Raw genomic sequence first — 16,388 nt, forward strand, 5'->3', positions numbered from 1 at the left:
ACTTTGTCAGACACGCGCTAGGCTAGCCGAGCGCGGCGGCGCGGACGGCCCTGATCGCCTCCGGAATGGCGTCGACCAGGCCGGACGCGGATGTCGGCACGCCTTCGGCCGCCAGTGATCCCGCGAGCGAGTGCAGCTGCGCGCCCGCGGCGGCCGCGAGCCACGGGTCGAGCCCGGCGGCCAGCAGCGACCCGATCAGGCCGGTGAGGACGTCGCCGGAACCGGCCGTCGCGAGCCACGAGCCGCGGGGAGTGTTGACGGCGACGCGCCCGTCGGGTGCGGCGATGACGGTGCAGTGGCCCTTGAGCAGCACGACGGCGTCGTACTTCGAGGCGGCGGTGCGGGCCGCCTTCACGCGGTCGGCGCCGGGGCGGCTGCCCATCAGGCGTTCGTACTCGCCGGCGTGGGGCGTGAGGACCAGCGGGGTCTCGGGGTCGCGCGCGTCGAGGACGTCGGGGTGCTGGGCGATGATCGTGGTGGCGTCGGCGTCGGCGCAGACGGGCACGCCCTGGCCGAGGATGTGGCGCAGCACGTCGCGACCGTCGGAGCCGGTGCCGATGCCCGGGCCGACGACCCAGGCCTGCACGCGACCGGCGTCGGTGACCGAACCCGTCGCGACGATCTCGGGCCAGCGCGCCCGCACGACGTCAGCCGCGGGGCCGGCGTAGCGGACCATGCCGGCGGTGGCGTGGACCGCGGAACCCGACGCGAGCACGGCTGCGCCCGGGTACGTCGCGGAACCGGCGGCGATGCCGACCACGCCCTGCGTGTACTTGTCGTCGTCGGGGCCGGGGACGGGCCAGAGCTCACCGAGGTCGGCCGGTTCGAGGCGGAGCAGGTCGGGGTCGCCGAGCTCGGGCCGCAGGCCGATGTCGACGAGCACGATCTCACCGCACTGCTGCGGGGCCAGCGCGTGGACGGGCTTGGGCGCGCCGAAGGTGACGGTGAGCGTGGCTGTCACGTGCGGGCCGTCGGCCGCGCCCGTGTCCGGGTCGACGCCGCTGGGCAGGTCGACGGCGACGATCGGCGCCCGCACGTGGTCGACGAGGGCGGCCGCGCCGGGCCGCAGCGCTCCCGTGCCGGAGATGCCGACGATGCCGTCGACCACCACGTCGGCCTTGGCGATCCACTGTGGACCGTCCTCGACGGACGCGGTGCGGCCACCGGATCGTTTGAGCGCAGCCAATCCCTTGGCGTGTGCCTTCTCCGGCTTCAGCAACACGGCGGTGACGGCCACGCCGCGCCGGCGCAGGAAGGCGCCCGCCCACAGCGCGTCGCCGCCGTTGTCGCCCGAGCCGACGAGCAGGACCACCCGCCGGCCGGCGACGCCGCCGGTGCGTTCGGCCAGCAGCTCCGCGACGTGCGTGGCCAGGCCGAACGACGCCCGGCGCATCAGCTCGCCTTCGGGCGTGACGGCGAACAGCTTGCCCTCCGCCTCGCGAATCCGTTCCGTGGTCCAGATTCCCTGCACGGCGGGCCTCGCTTACTCGACGGTGACGGACTTCGCCAGGTTACGCGGCTTGTCGACGTCGTACCCGCGGGAGCGGGCGATCTCGGCGGCCAGCACCTGCAGCGGCACGGTGGACACCAGCGGTTGCAGCAGCGTCGGCACGGCCGGGATCTCGATCAGCTCGTCGGCGAACGGGCGCACGGTCTCGTCACCCTCCTCGGCGATCACGATCGTGCGGGCGCCGCGGGCCTGGATCTCGCTGATGTTGGACACCAGCTTCGAGTGCAGCACCGCGCGGCCCTTCGGCGAGGGCATCACGACGACGACCGGCAGGCCCTCTTCGATCAGCGCGATCGGCCCGTGCTTCAGCTCGCCGGCGGCGAAGCCCTCGGCGTGCATGTACGCGAGTTCCTTGAGCTTCAATGCGCCTTCGAGCGCCACCGGGAACCCGACGTGGCGACCGAGGAACAGCACGGCGCGCGAATCGGCGATGCGGCGCGCGACGTCGCGCGTCTGGTCCACAGTGGACAGCACCTTCTGCACGGCGGCCGGCATGGCCTCGAGCTCCGCGAACTCGCGGGCGACCTCGTCGGGGTACTTGGTGCCCCGAGCCTGCGCGAGCGCGAGGCCCACGAGGTAGTTGGCGGCGATCTGCGCGAGGAACGCCTTCGTCGACGCGACGCCGATCTCCGGGCCGGCGTGCGTGTACAGCACGGCGTCGGACTCGCGGGGGATCTGGGCGCCGTTGGTGTTGCAGACGGCCAGGACGCGGGCCTTCTGCTCGCGCGCGTGGCGGACGGCTTCCAGGGTGTCGGCGGTCTCGCCGGACTGCGAGACGGCGACGACGAGCGTGTCGCGGTCGAGCACCGGGTCGCGGTAGCGGAACTCCGACGCCAGCTCGACCTCCACCGGCAGGCGGCACCAGTGCTCGATCGCGTACTTGGCGACCAGGCCCGAGTGGTACGCCGACCCGCAGGCGACGACGAAGACCTTGTCGACGTCGCGCAGGTCCTGGTCGGAGATGCGCTGCTCGTCGAGGATGATCCGGCCGGCCTCGAAGTGGCCGCGCAGCGTGTTGGCCAGCGCCTCGGGCTGCTCGTCGATCTCCTTGAGCATGAAGTACTCGTGGCCGCCCTTCTCGGCGGCCGACAGGTCCCAGTCGACGGTGAACGGCTTGGCCTGCGCGGCGTCGCCGTGGAAGTCGGTGACCTCGTAGCCGTCGCGGGTGATGACCACCAGCTGGTCCTGCCCCAGCTCGACGGCCTCGCGCGTGTGCTCGATGAACGCCGCCACGTCGGACGCGACGAACGTCTCACCCTCGCCCACGCCCACCACCAGCGGCGACGACCGGCGCGCGGCCACGATCGTGTCGGGCTGGTCGGCGTGCGTCACCACGAGCGTGAACGCGCCCTCCAGCCGCCGGCACACGGCCGCGACGCTGGCGGGCAGGTCGCCCTGGGTCTCACCGCTGGTGTACGCGCGGGCCACGAGGTGCGCCGCGGTCTCCGTGTCGGTGTCGCTCGCCATCTCCACGCCGTCGGCTTCCAGCTCGGCGCGCAGCGCGGCGAAATTCTCGATGATCCCGTTGTGCACCACCGCGACCCGGCCGGTGGCGTCCCGGTGCGGGTGCGAGTTGCGGTCCACGGGCGCGCCGTGCGTCGCCCAGCGGGTGTGGCCCATGCCCGCCGTGCCGGCGAACGCGTCCCTGCCCACTGCGTCGAGCTGCGCCTCCAGGTTGGCGAGGCGCCCGGCCTTGCGCTCGACGTTCAGGGCACCGGCGCCGTCCAGCACCGCCACCCCGGCCGAGTCGTAGCCGCGGTACTCCATCCGCCGGAGCCCACCCAGGACCACGTCCAGAGCCGGCCGGTGTCCGACATATCCCACGATTCCACACACGCGAACAAGCCTAACGAGGGATGTCCAGTCCCCTACTCCGGTACCTTCCCGGGGCATTTCAGCCCGCTTGACCAGGGGCGACGCCGCGGTGACGGCCCGCAACGGGGTGGATTCTGCCGAGTGATGACGAGGGGCCGCGGCTGGGGTGCCCGGGATCGGGGCACGGCTGGGGTGGACAGCGGGTTTGCCGCGCTCGACGGGCGTGGGCGGGCTCGGCCGGCAGTGGCTCCGCGGACCGTCGGCATGGGGTGGGCGGTGATGGGCTTTGGCCACAGCCCCCGCGAACACAGCCCCCGCGAACACAGCCCCCGCGAACACAGCCCCCGCGAACACAGCCCCCGCGAACACAGCCCCCGCGCTCCTCCAGGGGGGCGTCCCAGTTCCATTTTATCGGCAGCCACCGACAAGATCGGGCCGTCGGCGAAGTTGTCCACACGACTCGCGAGTTGTGGATAGCTGCGACGTTGCCCGCCACACGCTCACCACCTGCTCGCTACAAACACGCTCGCTACACGCTCACCACCCGCCCGCCACACGCCCGCAGGTCGCCCGCCACCCGCCTCCACACAACCGCCACACGTCCACCACAAGCGGAGCCGGGCGCCCGGAGCGGCGGACGGGCCGGGGCCGGGCACAGGCAGTAAGGTCACGCGCATGGCCAGCAAGCCCAAGCAACTGCTCGCGGAGCTGTCACACCCGGGGCCCCACGAGGTCCTGCGCGGCAACCTCGCCCTGGTCGGGCTGCCGGGGGTCGTGTTCACGCCCCGGCGCGGGCTGGGGCTGCCGGCGGTCGCGTTCGGGCACGGGTGGTTGCAGCCGGCCGCGCGGTACCGGCACCTGCTGCACCACCTGGCGAGCTGGGGCATCGTCGCGGCGGCGCCGGCGACCCAAGGCGGGCCGTTCCCGTCGCACCGGCTGCTGGCCGGCGATCTGCTGACGACCCTCGACGTCGTCACGACGGTCCGCCTCGGCCCCGACGGCATCAGCGTCGACCCCGAAAAGCTCGGCCTCGCCGGCCACTCCACCGGTGGCGGCTCCGCCGTGCTCGCGGCCGCCCAGGCCGCCGCGAGCGACGACACCGCGCGTCCGCGCGTCCGCGCCGTCGCGACGATCACCGCGGCCCAGACATTCCCCTCGGCCTCCGCGGCCGCGCAGCTCATCACCGCCCCCGGTCTGCACCTCGCCGCGGAGGAAGACCTGGTCGCCCCGGCCGTCGCCCACGCCGAGGCCATCGCGTCGGCTTGGGCGGGGCCCGTGCAGCTGCGCACGCTGGGCAAGTCGTCGCACCTCGCCGTCACCGAGGGGCGGCACTGGAGCCAGCTCCTCCTGCAGGGCAAGCCGCAGCGCCGCACGCAGCAGCTCACACGCGCGCTGTTCACGGCGTTCTTCCTGACCCACCTGACGGGCACGGACAAGTACCTGCCGCTGCTCGACGCGGACGTCAAGCGGGCGCCGATCGAGCTGACGGACGAGCCGGCGGCCTAGTCGACCATCCACCTGTTGTTCGAGAAGTCGTGGTCGTCGAAGGATTCCGGGCGCTCGTCGCGGCCGGGCAGCGGCGGGAGCGGTTCGTCGGCGGGTAGGTCGGCCGGCAGCGCCAGGTCGATGGTGCGGTCGCGGTCGGTGATGGTGCGTTCGGTGAGCCAGCCGCCGGTTTCGCGGTGTCGTCGGTGCAGGTCCTGCGCGCGCGTGAGGTAGCGGCCGTGGGTGGCGGCGTCGCGCTGGAGCGCGCTGCCGGCGGCCGACGTGGCGGTGGCGACTTGCCGGTCACGCAACGCGCGGCGGTCCTGGTGTTCGCGGGTGGCGGCGTCCTGGGCGGCGCGGGCCGCGGCGAGGCGATCCGCGGCGTCGCTCACCGCCCGCCGCCGGGCGGGTCGTCCAGGGAACCCGAGATGCGGCCGCCGGAGCCACGCGTGTCGAAGACGTCCGAGCCGAGGCGGGCGGCGCTGCGCTGCTGGTCCGGCGCAGCGCCGAGGCCGCCCATCGCGCCGAGCACGCCCAGGCCGCCGAAGCCGTTCATGTCCTCGGGAATCGCTTCGGAGCCGCTGCCGAGCGGGTCGAACGTGATGTCGCCGCCCGGCGCGGTGCCGAGTTCGTTGTCGGCCGGGTGGTGCTCGGGCGCGTCGAGGACGTGCTCGCCGATGTCCGAAAAGGACGATGCGGTTGTCGAGTCGTCCAGGCCCCCCGAGCTGGCACCCGATCCGGGGTCGAGCTCGCCCGCCCCGGGGAGGTCGATCGCCGGCAGTTCGATCATGGGCAGGCCCATCGCGGGTGTGTCCACCGCGGGCTCCACTGTGGACGTCCGCACCGGACCGAAGCTCGTCATAAACCGGTTGAGCGTTTGGAAGTGGGTGTCGATGGCCGAAGTCGCCGTGGCGCAGAGGTCGCGGAACGCCGTGTACCGGCCGCCGAACTCCGTCGCGAAAGGACCGTCGAGCCACTGCCGGGCCGCGCGCACGGCGTAGTCGTGGTCACCGGGCTCGCAGTCGCGCAGCCGGTCGTGGAGGTCGTTGCCGGGCGCGGCACCGTCGAGCCAGCGCGCCAGGTCCAGGAGCTCGTCCTGCGCCAGCGCCTCGCCCTGCGCGATGTGCACCACCCGCTGCGCGACGGCGAGCGGTGCCCCCGCAACCTCGTCGACACGCAGCTTCAGCGCTTCGTCCACTTCGGACTTCAGCACGGTGAAGACGTGCGTCATCGTCTCGGAGATGAGCCGGGCAGCGCCGTCGAGCTGGTCGGCGAGGGCGTCGGGCCGGATGCGGTCGAACGACGCCTTCGCGGCCGAGGCCGCGGCACTCTCCCAGTAGCGGAACAGCCTGGCCACGGCGCCGTCCGCGTCGGCGCGGGCCGCCGTGACGGTCTCGTGCGCACGAGCCAGCGCGTCGGCGTCGGCGAGGAACTTGCGGAAATCGAGGCCGGCGCTCTCCCGGAACTTCTCCCGGACGTCGTGCTCCACGTCGATCCGCGCCGCACCCGGCCGCGCGTTCCAGACCTCGGCCCACTGCGCGAAGAAGTCCAGCGCCGGCGCCGCGAGCGCGAGCACCTCGTCGGACGTCCCCACCTCCGCGGGGCCCCGCCACGCGTCGACGTCCGGCTCGGTCATCGGTCCCCCGTCTTCCTGATCCGGTCGACGTGGTCGGCCTCCAGGTCCGCGTAGTGCCCCGCCGCCACGTCGAGGGACCCGCCGAACGCCGTGAGCTCCCCCGCATACGCCCGCATGGCGTCGCTCAGCACACCGAACCCACTGCGGTACGCGGCGAACGCCCCGCCGTGCACCCGCCCGAAATCCGCCGCAGTGACCTGCGTCGCCACCCCGGCGACCTCCCCCGCCGCAGCTTCGAGCGCACCCCGCGCCGACCGCATCACCTCGGTGTCCGACCGGTGGCCGCCCTCAGGCATCACCCGCTCCTCACTCCGCTCACCCCCGTCCGACGCACCCGGGCGGCGTCCGGTGCCCTCCTGGGAAATCTACCGAGTGAACGAGCCCGGCAGAACAACACCGGCGACGCGATCAGGTCGCGAGCCAGTTGGTGTCGGCGAAGTCGCCGTCGTCGTCGGCCGCGTGCGCCGCCCTCCGGTGCCGCCCCGCCGGCTCGGCGGGCGCAGGCGCGGGATCAGGGGCCGACCGCCGGCCGGTCGTGAGCCCCGACTCCTCGGCGGTGCGGAAACCGGCCCGCCGCTCGTTCGCGGTCTCGTCCTCTTCGAACCCGAAATCGCCCTCGTCGTCGTACCGGTCGCCGACGGTCTTCTCCGTTGCCCAGCCACCGGCAGCCTTCGCCCGCCGGTTGCGTTCCTGCAGGCGGACGAACACTTCGCCCTGGATCTTCCCCTGCTTCTCGAGTTTCTCCTTGCTCTCCGCTACCGCGTCAGCGCGGCTGAGATCGAGCAGAGCCGCGCGAGCGGTGCTCTCGGCATCCAGTGTCGCCAGCTTGGCGCGCATCGCGGCCAGCGCGTCCTGTGAACCCATCGATCTCCCCTTCCGGACGCCCTGCTAGCTGCCCATCACCCGGTCGTCGTCGAGCGAACCGCTGATCCGGTTGCCGGACTTCGACGACTCGAACAAGCCGCGGTCGACGCGGAACGCGCTCGACGACCGCGCCTGGTCGTGACCGCCACCGCCCGCGCCACCCACGGCACCGCCCATCATCCCCATCGAAGCGGGCTGCTGGGCCAGATGGTCGGCCGGAGTCGGCGCAGTGCCCAGCTGCGACGCCGACGGTTCCGCCGCCCCACCGCCCAGCGGCGGGGCCGCGTCGGGAGTCGTGCCGAGTGCGTCGGCGTGGTGTGCACCGGCGGTGCTGTGGCTGTCGAGCGGATCGGTCAGCGACTGAGCCGTCGTCGAGTCGTCGGCGGGAGCCTCAGAGCCAGGATGGCCGGTCGCGTCGGCCGTGAACCCATCCGGCTGCGGTAGGCCGGCGAGGTGCTGGGGACCCGCGTCCGCGGCATGCGCGGGAACGGGCTGCTGAGCGGCTTCGTGGCCGTTCGCGGACACCGGCGAGTCCTGGCCGCCGAGGCCGCCGCCCGTACCTCCCGTGCGCCCGGGCGAGCCGAGGTCACCGGTGTGCGACCCGTCCGCCGCGTAGCCCGGCACGTCGGGCAACCCACCCTGGCCGTTCTGGGCCGCGGTGCCACCTTGGCCGAGCCCCGCGAGCGCGTCCGGCTTGCCGTCGTCACCGAGGGTGTACTTGACGGGGTCACCGCTGCCGTCGTCGACGGTTACGACCGTCGGGCCATCGGGACCCGACGGACGCTCTGCGGTGATCTTGAGACCGCCGTCCTCGATGTGGATCTTGCCATCGGGGCCGGGTTCGTACGTCTTGGGCGACGGATCGGTGGCCTGGCCCCCGCTGTGGCCCTGGGGCCCGAAGCCGGACGCCTGGCCGCCGCCCGCCGGAGCGGGTTGGCCCGGGTGACCGGGCTGAGCGGCCTCGTCACTCTGCCCGGGCTGGCCGGGCGCGGCCGCGGCGGCGTCCTTCGGATCGTCGAAGTCGAGCTGGTACTGCTTGGGGTGCCCGGTGCCGTCGTCGACCGTGATGCCCATGCAGCCGTCGGACCCCGGCTCGGTCATCGCGATCTTGTGATCGCCCTGCTGGACGGTCATCGTCTCCGGTTCGGCCGTCTTGATCGGCCGGCCGGTGTGCGGGTCGATCGGGTACGGCTTGCCCGTTTCGGGATCCGTCTCAAGCGGCTGATGCGTGACCGGGTTCAGGGCACCCGGCGTCTGGGGGGTCTTGGGCAACTCGACGTGCGGTATCGACGGCGCACCGCCGCCGCCCCCGCCGCCCCCGCCGCCGGACGGCACCCCGCTGCTACCGCCACCACCACCGCTGCTGCTGCTGCTCGACGGTTTCGTGTTGCCGGGGTCCGGCGGTGCGGCCTGGTCGACGTTCGAGAACGGGTCCTGCGGCAGCTGGGCGAAGAAGTCGGTGAGCGCGCGCCACGCGCCGTCGACCGCGTCGTGCGTGTTGCTGCACATCGTCTTGAAATCGCGGACGTAGCCGTCGAAGAACTTCCCGAAGTTGTCCTTCAGGTACACGCTGCATTGGTCGACGATGTGGTTGACCGTGTCGTCGTCGAGATCGCAGTCGTCCTCTTTGATCATGTCCTGTGACTGCTGGTCCAGGAACTTCGCGCAGTGCTTGAAGTCGTCCTGGCTCGCGTTGCTGCGCAGCTCGGCGATGCGGATGATGCGGTCGAGGTCCTGGGCGGTGACCGGGCCGAGCGAGTCCACCCGGTACTTGATCACCCAGTTCGCCTTGTCCCGGCACGCTTTCCCGACCGCACCGCACGCGGATTTCATCGCCTCGGCCGCGTTCGTCCCGGCATCGGACACGACCTTCGCGCCGGCTGTGTAGTTCTTGCGGAAGTTGTCAGCTTGGTCGGCGGCGTCGCCCTGCCAGTCGGCGAGGTTGGTCGAGAGCTGGCCTTCGACGTCGGTCGACGCGTTGACGACGGCCCCGCTCAGTGCCCTGAACTCGTCGGCGCCGGTCATGAACTTGGTGAACGGGATCTTCCGCTGCTCGTCGTAGCGCTTGTAGAGATCGTCCTTGTCCGCAGGCTGGTAGGTGCCGACGACCGCGACCGCCCGGTTGAACAGCGGCACCCAGATGTCGAACGTCTTCATCCCCGGAAGCCCGAGGTTGAGGATCTCGTCGGAGGTGTTCGCGCCGGCGTTCGTCTTCGACGCCCTGCCCGCCTGCTCGTCGAGCTTCCCCTTGGCGTCGTCGGCCGCCTTCTTGTCGGCCGCGCGGGCGTTCGCCTGGCTCTGGTCGTAGATGTCCTTGGCGTGTGAGTACGAGTCGTAGACGTCGTCCTCGCCGTACTCGAGGTCCTCGGGCGGGTCATTGCTCAGCGCCAGGTCGCGCTTGACCTTGTCGCGCCACTGCTCGAACTCCGCGCGATCCTTGAAGCCGTACTGGGTCGGATCCTCGTCGTCGACGTACCGCAGGTACTTCCACGCCAAGTCCGATCCCGCCTGGGTCTTGGCCAGCTGCGGGTCGTAGAGGATTTGCTCGATTTCCTGCTTGGTCGGGACGTCGTCTCCGGCGCTCGCGCTCACTTGCCGGCCTCCTTCAAGGTGGCGCCCGAGGCTGCCTGGCCGGCCTGGTAGTGGCCGCCGGCAGCCTTGAGCTTCTGCGCGAAGGCATCGGAAGCCTTGAGGTACGCGTCGACCATGCCGGCCAGCCGGAGGACACCCGTGTGATACGGGCCGAAGTTCATCCCGTGCGATTCGCCGAAGTCACCGGCCACGAGCTGAACGTCCTTGACCGCCGCGAGGGGCTGCTGCACCGTGTTCCGCGGCATTTCGCTCAGCGCTTTCGCCGCTCTGGTCAACGCCTCAGTATCGACCTTGTGGCCGCCCGCCATCGCTCGCCCTCCCTGGAGCACCCGTGTACAGCACTCTAGGACGCACGAAATCCGCCCTCGGTGCCATCACACCCGCACACGGAATGTACCCGGGCTGTGACGACGGGCGCAGTGAATCGGGTAATCGAGGACGTTCAGGAGACCGCCGACACGACGCCGGCCAGGCGGTCGGCTGCGGCTTGGGCCGTGGAGTGGGCCGGGGCTTCGACCATGACGCGCACGAGCTGTTCGGTGCCGGACGGGCGCAGGAGGACGCGGCCTTCCTCGCCCAGTTCGGCTTCGACCTCGCCGACGGCGTTGCGGACTTCCGTGGAGGAGGCGACGGCCGCTTTGTCCGCGACGGGCACGTTGACCAGGACCTGGGGCAGGCGGTTCATGACCGACGCGAGCTCGGACAGGTGCTTGCCGGTGGCGGCCATGCGGGCCATGAGGCGCAGGGCGGTCAGCAGGCCGTCGCCGGTGGTGGCGTGGGCGGGCAGGACCACGTGGCCCGACTGCTCGCCCCCCAGGGCGAGGCCGGAGGCGCGCAGCTCTTCGAGCACGTAGCGGTCGCCGACGGACGTGGTGACGACCGTGATGCCGTGGGCCTTCATCGCGAGGTGCAGGCCCAGGTTGCTCATCACGGTGGCGACCAGCGTGTCCTTCACGAGTTCGCCCTCTTCGGCGAGCGCCAGCGCCAGCACGGCCATGATCTGATCGCCGTCCACGAGCTCGCCGGAGGAGTCGACCGCGACGCAGCGGTCGGCGTCGCCGTCGTGGGCGATGCCCAGGTCGGCGCCGTGCTCGACGACGGCGGCGCGCAGCAGGTCGGGGTGGTTCGAGCCGCAGTGCTCGTTGATGTTGATGCCGTCCGGCTCCGCGTGGAGGGCGACGACGTCGGCACCGGCGCGACGATAGGCCTCGGGCGCGGCGACGGACGACGCGCCGTTCGCGCAGTCGACCACGACTTTCAGGCCGTTGAGCCGGTGCGGCGTGGCCGAGACGAGGTGCTCGACGTAGCGGTCCAGCGCGTCGGTGACGTCGGAGACGCGGCCGACGCCCGAGCCGGTGGGGCGGACGACGCCGGCGCCGGCCAGGCCGGCCTCGATCTCGTCCTCGATGCTGTCGGGCAGCTTGTGCCCGCCCGCGGCGAAGAGCTTGATGCCGTTGTCGGGCATCGGGTTGTGCGAGGCGGAGATCATCACGCCCAGATCGGCCTCCAGCGCGCCCACGAGGTACGCAACGCCGGGTGTCGGCAGCACACCCAGGCGCAGCACGTCGGCGCCGGCGGACGCGAGGCCCGCGACCACGGCGGCCTCCAGCATCTCGCCACTGGCCCGCGGGTCGCGGCCGACCACCGCCACCGGGCGGTGCGAGCGGTCGTGCGCGGCCAGCACCCGCGCGGCGCTCGCCGCGACGGACAGCGCCAGCTCCGGGGTCAGCTCGGCATTGGCCAGACCACGAACCCCGTCGGTGCCGAACAGGCGAGCCATCTCCACGACCTCCAAGGTCTCGATCGACCACGACAACCTAGCGGCGGCCGCGATCGGTCCGTGCCCCTGCCCCCTACCCCTGTGAAGTCGCAGGTGGGACGCGAAACGCATCACTCTGGGGCAGATGGGACGCGAGTGGTCCCGAAAGGGAATGACCGGCAGAACCCGCCGGAAAACGCGAAAGCGCCCATCCGATGGACGGATGGACGCTCCTGAGGTTGCCCCAACTGGGGCTTGGAGGTACGCACCCCACGAACTCCCGGCGTGAACCCGGCTCCGTGCCTACAGGCACGACCAAGATCCACTCGAGGACGAAAGCATCGTCAGCTACTCAGCCAAACCGACGCACGACGCGCCCGGAGCCGGACCGCCCTGGGCGCCATCGACGAAGCAAGTCCCGCCACGCGTCATCGGCACCAGCAGGGCTTACCTGACAACCAAGTAACCGAACAAGCCAACGCAACCCACCTGCAGGTCCAGCAGGCTTGCCCCTGGCGAGGGTTGGGAGGTCGACCCCCAATGTGGTCGTGAAGAGAGCCCTGCGAGGCGCCGCCAGGCGCGAGCAGGGCTCTCTTCACGAACGAAAACGAATCAGCGCTTGCTGTACTGCGGAGCCTTGCGGGCCTTCTTGAGGCCGTACTTCTTCCGCTCCGTGGCGCGCGCGTCACGGGTCAGGAAGCCGGCCTTCTTGAGGGCCGGGCGGTCGTCGCCATCCACCTCGACCAGCGCACGGGCGATGGCGAGACGCAGCGCGCCGGCCTGACCCGAAATCCCGCCGCCCTTCAGGTTGGCGAAGATGTCGAAGGAGTCCGGCTTGTCGACCGTGACCAGCGGCTCGCGGATGAGCTGCTGGTGCACCTTGTTCGGGAAGTACTCCTCGAGGGTGCGGCCGTTGAGCTTGAACTCACCGGTACCGGGGACGACGCGGACGCGGACCACGGCTTCCTTGCGACGGCCGACGGTCTGGGCGTTGCCACCCGCGGCGCGCGACGGACGCGGGGCGGCGGGCGACTCGCTGGTCGCGACGGCCTCGCCCTCAGGGGTCTCCGTCGAGGCGACGACCTCGGTCTCGGTGCTGGTCACAGACTGTTCCTCACTCACTGCGCGACCTGCGCGATCTTGGTGATCTCGCGCGCCTGCGGCTGCTGCGCGGCGTGCGGGTGCTGCGGGCCGGCGTACACCTTCAGCTTCTTGGCCATGGCGCGGCCGAGCTTGTTCTTCGGCAGCATGCCCTTGACGACCTTCTCGACCAGGTGCTCGGGCTTGGTGTCGAGCAGCTCGCCGAAGGAGCGCTTGCGCAGACCACCGGGGTAGCCGCTGTGGCGGTACGCGAACTTCTGGTCGCGCTTGTTGCCGGTGAGCGCGACCTTCTCGGCGTTGACGATGATGACGAAGTCACCGGTGTCCACGTGCGGGGCGTAGGTCGGCTTGTGCTTGCCGCGCAGCAGCGTGGCGACCTCGGTCGCGAGCCGGCCGAGCACGACATCCTCGGCGTCGATCACGTGCCAGGCACGAGTGACGTCGCCGGGCTTGGGGCTGTACGTGGGCAAGGGTCTACCTCGTCGTCAACATTGCGTGTGGGTTCTGTGCGGGCCTAGCGCTGACGCGCCGCAACGCACAACGACATATGAAGATACCCCCCTGCTCACGCGACCCGTGCAGCGGGGGTGGTCCGAGCCGTGATCACGGGTCCGGGCCCGCGGTCATCCTACCGGGCGACGAGTTCGAACCGCCCCCGCGCGACACGCCGAGATGAGAAGATCCGCGCCGACGGCACGAGACCCGGGGGACCACGATGACGAAACGGACAGCGAGGGCCGCTCTGGTCCTGGGCGCCGTGCTGCTCGCGACCGCCTGCGGCCACGCCCGCGCCGGCACGGCCCTGCCCGACGGCGACCAGGTGTCCGCGTACGTCGGCGCCAAGTTCGAGAAGGCCATGCCGAAGCTGGAGGACTCGATCCTCGCCGCGCGCGACGTCACCAACTCCTTCGACGCGTACTTCCGCTTCGACGAGAAGTCGCTCAAGAACACGATCACCTCGGCCCGCGCCGGCAGTCCCGAGAGTCGTGTGGTGCACAACCGCTCGCAGCGCAACCCCGACGAGATCATCGACACCTTCACCCCCGCGGACGGGACGCTGGAGTACCTCTACCTCGGCCCCGAGTACAAGTCGCTCGAGCCGACGTCGTGGGTGTCGATGCCGAAGCCCGACGCCGGCCTGGTGCAGCCCTGCGTCTGGGGCGGCGTGCTCAGCGTCTGCAAGATGGCCCAGGCGGTCGACGGCTCCTACCAGGCTGACAAGAAGGCGGTGCTCGGCGCCAAGAGCACGCCTGACGGGTCGGTCGAGCTGACCGTGAACGTCCCCTTCTCGCAGTTCCTCGACAAGCGCGTGGAACTGCTGCCGCCCGACCTGGTCGCGGAAGTCGGGCCCCAGCTGAAGAAGGCCGTGATCCCGACGACGATCAAGATCAAGCCGGACGGATCACTCGACTACTTCACGATGGCCGCCGAGTTCTCCGGCGACGGCCACAACCTCGAGCTGCGCTACGACTTCCGCTTCACCGGCAAGGCGACGGCCGCGGACATGCCGAAGCTGCCGGACCCGAGCCAGGTCACGAACCTGCCTGATGACAACGCGAAGCAGGACTTCTACCGACGGCTCGCCCAACTGCAGGGCAGCTGATGAACACCCGAGGGGACCTCCGATGACGCAGCCGCCCGAGCAGCCGCAGCAGTGGCCGCCCCCGTCCGGGCACGGGACCCGGCCGGGGAACACCGGCGCGTGGGAGGCCGGTGGCCGGCAGTACCGACCGCAGCAGAACGGTCAGCCGCCGGTCACGCCGACGCCGGATGCAGGTGGACAGCCCTATCCCGGCGCGCCGCACACCGGCCCGCAGCCGTATCCCGCGCAGCCCTACACCGGCCCGCAGGCGCAGCCGTATGCCTCACAGCACGTGCCGGGAGGGGCGCCGCAGCACCGGAATCCGCCGTACGGCGGTGGTTTCCAGCCGTCGGCCTACGGCGGCCTCGGCGCGTTCTCCGCCGAGGCGGTGAAGAAGGCGCCGAAGTCGCGGCGGCCGTGGGTGATCGGCGGCGCGGTGGTGGTGGTCGTGGTCATCGGAGCCGGTGCGGCGTGGCTGTTCGGCGCGTTCCGAGGGGACACTTTGGACCGGAAATCATTGCAAGACGGCGTGGCTCGTGTGCTCGCGGAGAACTACGGGGAGCCGGACGCGAAGAACGTGGTCTGCCCTTCCGGTGAACCGGCGGTGAACGGCACCACTTTCGACTGCACTGTGCAACTCGGCGGCCACACTCGAAAGGTGACCGTGCGGGTGCTCAACGACAAACCGGAATACGCGGTCGGCGCGCCCCGCTGACGAAATCCGGACCGGAGCCGGCAAGGTCTAAAAAGAACAATCGCCGGTCCGCGGTGAACGCGGACCGGCGATTGCGGAAAGCGGGATCAGAAGAGGTTCTGAACGCTCTTGTCGCCCGCGCGCAGTTCGTCAGCGACCTCCGGCAGAGCCTTGGACATCTTCTCCAGGAAGTCCTCGAGCTGCATGTAGCTCTGGTACCACTTGTCCTGGAGCTGCTTCCACTGGTCCTGTGCGTCACCCGTCCACTCGTTCATCAGCGGGGACAGGTAGCTCTGAAGCTGGTCGTGCTCCTGCTGCAGGGACTGCTTGGCGGCACCGCAGTCGGCGCCGGCCTGGTCGATGGTCCCATAATCGACGACAATGCGGCCGTCAGACATCGTTCACTCCTTTTCGAGTGGTTTGGCGAATGGTGAAAGTCTTGGGTCAGAATTGTCAGCCGAGAACGCTGCTGATGCCGGAGCTGCCGAGGCTCTTCACGCGGGAGTTCGTCTCGTCCTGGTTCTGGCTGTACGCGCTGCCAGCCTTGTCCAAGCGGTCGGCGATGTCGGCGAGCGCATCGTTGACCTTCTTGAAGTCCTGGTCGAACTCGGTCATGATTTCGTTGAACGTCCGCGCCGCGTCGCCCTGCCAGAGGCTGCGGGTCGACTCCATTTTGGCCAGCAGCTGCTGCTTGTGGCCGTTGAGCTGCTGAACGTTGTCGTGAACCTGCTTTGAAGCCTTGGTGAGCTCCGCCGGATCTCCCGTAAAGCCGCCAGCCATGGGAGCTACCCCCTTCATTGGTCGTTGTGAGCACTGGGCTCATGTGCGCCGTACAATCCTACGACGAAGACAGTGCCAGGTTCGGTTCACACCCGGTGCGAGATTTCCCAAGGTGTTTGCGTTAGCTAACGTCAGGCCGGGGAACCGCCCTCGCCGACGGCCGCGCAGCGGGTCCGGAAAGCACAGCTGACCTGGCGCTGAACCCACCTCGAAGGACTTTCAGGTGGGCCGGTTCAAGATTCGCAACTGCGAAAAGTCCTCTTCGTCATCACTCGTCTGAGGTCGCGCCGGCGGAACCACTGGTCCGGACCGCGCTGGATCTTCGACGGGCACCGGCAGGCCGCAGGCCGTGCGGAACCGCTGGGCCGCGCCGCGCAGCGCGCTGGGGGTCACCTCCCCGCCGCCCGCCGACCGGTGGCGGCCGTAGGCCTTCAGCAGTTCCCGGTTCTCCTCGCGGTGGTGCTCGGTCCGGGCGAGCGCGGTGCCCGCGACCCGGCGCGCGTACGTGACCGCGTCCTGCCCCACCCTGGTGAACGCCGCCGCGGCTGACTCGGGTTCCGACCGCACGGG

Annotated in this window: 17 protein-coding genes; 3 read left to right on the top strand and 14 right to left on the bottom strand. The window is 70.8% G+C overall.

What is annotated here, in order from left to right; genetic code table 11:
• Positions 1 to 22: 22 nt before the first annotated feature.
• Positions 23 to 1,471 (bottom strand): NAD(P)H-hydrate dehydratase, encoded by a 1,449-nt coding sequence (locus I6J71_RS40355; RefSeq protein WP_204091662.1) that lies wholly within the window; start codon positions 1,469 to 1,471, stop codon positions 23 to 25.
• 12 nt (positions 1,472 to 1,483) lie between these two features.
• Entirely contained in the window at positions 1,484 to 3,346 is a 1,863-nt protein-coding gene (glmS, locus tag I6J71_RS40360; protein ID WP_204091663.1) for a glutamine--fructose-6-phosphate transaminase (isomerizing), read from the bottom strand.
• A 654-nt stretch (positions 3,347 to 4,000) separates the two neighbouring features.
• Here glmS and I6J71_RS40365 point away from each other — a divergent pair.
• Positions 4,001 to 4,831, top strand: a complete 831-nt coding sequence (locus tag I6J71_RS40365) for a dienelactone hydrolase family protein (RefSeq protein WP_204091664.1) — start codon at positions 4,001 to 4,003, stop codon at positions 4,829 to 4,831.
• On the opposite strand, the gene I6J71_RS40370 is transcribed toward I6J71_RS40365, so the two are convergent.
• The 9 genes from I6J71_RS40370 to rplM form a co-directional block, all read right to left on the bottom strand.
• Positions 4,828 to 5,202 carry a hypothetical protein gene (locus I6J71_RS40370; RefSeq protein ID WP_204091665.1) on the bottom strand — a complete coding sequence of 125 codons (375 nt, stop codon included), beginning with the start codon at positions 5,200 to 5,202 and terminating at the stop codon, positions 4,828 to 4,830. The two genes, I6J71_RS40365 and I6J71_RS40370, sit on opposite strands and share 4 nt — an antisense overlap.
• Complete coding sequence (locus tag I6J71_RS40375; RefSeq protein WP_204091666.1) at positions 5,199 to 6,446, bottom strand: hypothetical protein; 1,248 nt, start codon at positions 6,444 to 6,446, stop codon at positions 5,199 to 5,201. Before I6J71_RS40375 ends, I6J71_RS40370 begins: the two co-directional genes overlap by 4 nt.
• A complete protein-coding gene (locus tag I6J71_RS40380; RefSeq protein WP_204091667.1) occupies positions 6,443 to 6,742 on the bottom strand; it encodes a hypothetical protein in 300 nt (99 codons plus the stop codon). Before I6J71_RS40380 ends, I6J71_RS40375 begins: the two co-directional genes overlap by 4 nt.
• Positions 6,743 to 6,854: 112 nt before the next feature.
• Positions 6,855 to 7,310, bottom strand: coding sequence for a hypothetical protein (locus I6J71_RS40385; RefSeq protein ID WP_204091668.1), 456 nt, complete (start codon positions 7,308 to 7,310; stop codon positions 6,855 to 6,857).
• A 24-nt stretch (positions 7,311 to 7,334) separates the two neighbouring features.
• Positions 7,335 to 9,902, bottom strand: coding sequence for a hypothetical protein (locus I6J71_RS40390; RefSeq protein ID WP_204091669.1), 2,568 nt, complete (start codon positions 9,900 to 9,902; stop codon positions 7,335 to 7,337).
• Positions 9,899 to 10,210 carry a hypothetical protein gene (locus I6J71_RS40395; protein WP_204091670.1) on the bottom strand — a complete coding sequence of 104 codons (312 nt, stop codon included), beginning with the start codon at positions 10,208 to 10,210 and terminating at the stop codon, positions 9,899 to 9,901. The genes I6J71_RS40390 and I6J71_RS40395 overlap by 4 nt, the downstream gene beginning before the upstream one ends.
• A 134-nt stretch (positions 10,211 to 10,344) precedes the next feature.
• Positions 10,345 to 11,682 (bottom strand): phosphoglucosamine mutase, encoded by a 1,338-nt coding sequence (gene glmM, locus I6J71_RS40400; protein ID WP_204091671.1) that lies wholly within the window; start codon positions 11,680 to 11,682, stop codon positions 10,345 to 10,347.
• 591 nt (positions 11,683 to 12,273) lie between these two features.
• A complete protein-coding gene (gene rpsI / locus I6J71_RS40405; RefSeq protein WP_204091672.1) occupies positions 12,274 to 12,765 on the bottom strand; it encodes a 30S ribosomal protein S9 in 492 nt (163 codons plus the stop codon).
• A 14-nt stretch (positions 12,766 to 12,779) separates the two neighbouring features.
• Complete coding sequence (gene rplM / locus I6J71_RS40410; RefSeq protein WP_204091673.1) at positions 12,780 to 13,232, bottom strand: 50S ribosomal protein L13; 453 nt, start codon at positions 13,230 to 13,232, stop codon at positions 12,780 to 12,782.
• A gap of 245 nt (positions 13,233 to 13,477) precedes the next feature.
• Here rplM and I6J71_RS40415 point away from each other — a divergent pair, with 245 nt between their 5' ends.
• Entirely contained in the window at positions 13,478 to 14,365 is an 888-nt protein-coding gene (locus I6J71_RS40415; RefSeq protein WP_204091674.1) for a hypothetical protein, read from the top strand.
• A 22-nt stretch (positions 14,366 to 14,387) separates the two neighbouring features.
• Positions 14,388 to 15,059 carry a DUF4333 domain-containing protein gene (locus I6J71_RS40420; RefSeq protein ID WP_204091675.1) on the top strand — a complete coding sequence of 224 codons (672 nt, stop codon included), beginning with the start codon at positions 14,388 to 14,390 and terminating at the stop codon, positions 15,057 to 15,059.
• Between the two features lie 86 nt (positions 15,060 to 15,145).
• Here the strand turns inward: I6J71_RS40420 and I6J71_RS40425 are convergent, their stop codons facing one another.
• From I6J71_RS40425 to I6J71_RS40435, 3 genes are all read right to left on the bottom strand, one after another.
• Positions 15,146 to 15,436 carry a WXG100 family type VII secretion target gene (locus I6J71_RS40425; RefSeq protein ID WP_204091676.1) on the bottom strand — a complete coding sequence of 97 codons (291 nt, stop codon included), beginning with the start codon at positions 15,434 to 15,436 and terminating at the stop codon, positions 15,146 to 15,148.
• Between the two features lie 55 nt (positions 15,437 to 15,491).
• Entirely contained in the window at positions 15,492 to 15,818 is a 327-nt protein-coding gene (locus I6J71_RS40430; protein ID WP_204091677.1) for a WXG100 family type VII secretion target, read from the bottom strand.
• Between the two features lie 219 nt (positions 15,819 to 16,037).
• Positions 16,038 to 16,385 (bottom strand): hypothetical protein, encoded by a 348-nt coding sequence (locus I6J71_RS40435; RefSeq protein WP_204091678.1) that lies wholly within the window; start codon positions 16,383 to 16,385, stop codon positions 16,038 to 16,040.
• Positions 16,386 to 16,388: the final 3 nt, after the last annotated feature.

Source organism: Amycolatopsis sp. FDAARGOS 1241 (genome assembly GCF_016889705.1).
In the GTDB taxonomy this organism is placed as follows: Bacteria; Actinomycetota; Actinomycetes; order Mycobacteriales; family Pseudonocardiaceae; genus Amycolatopsis.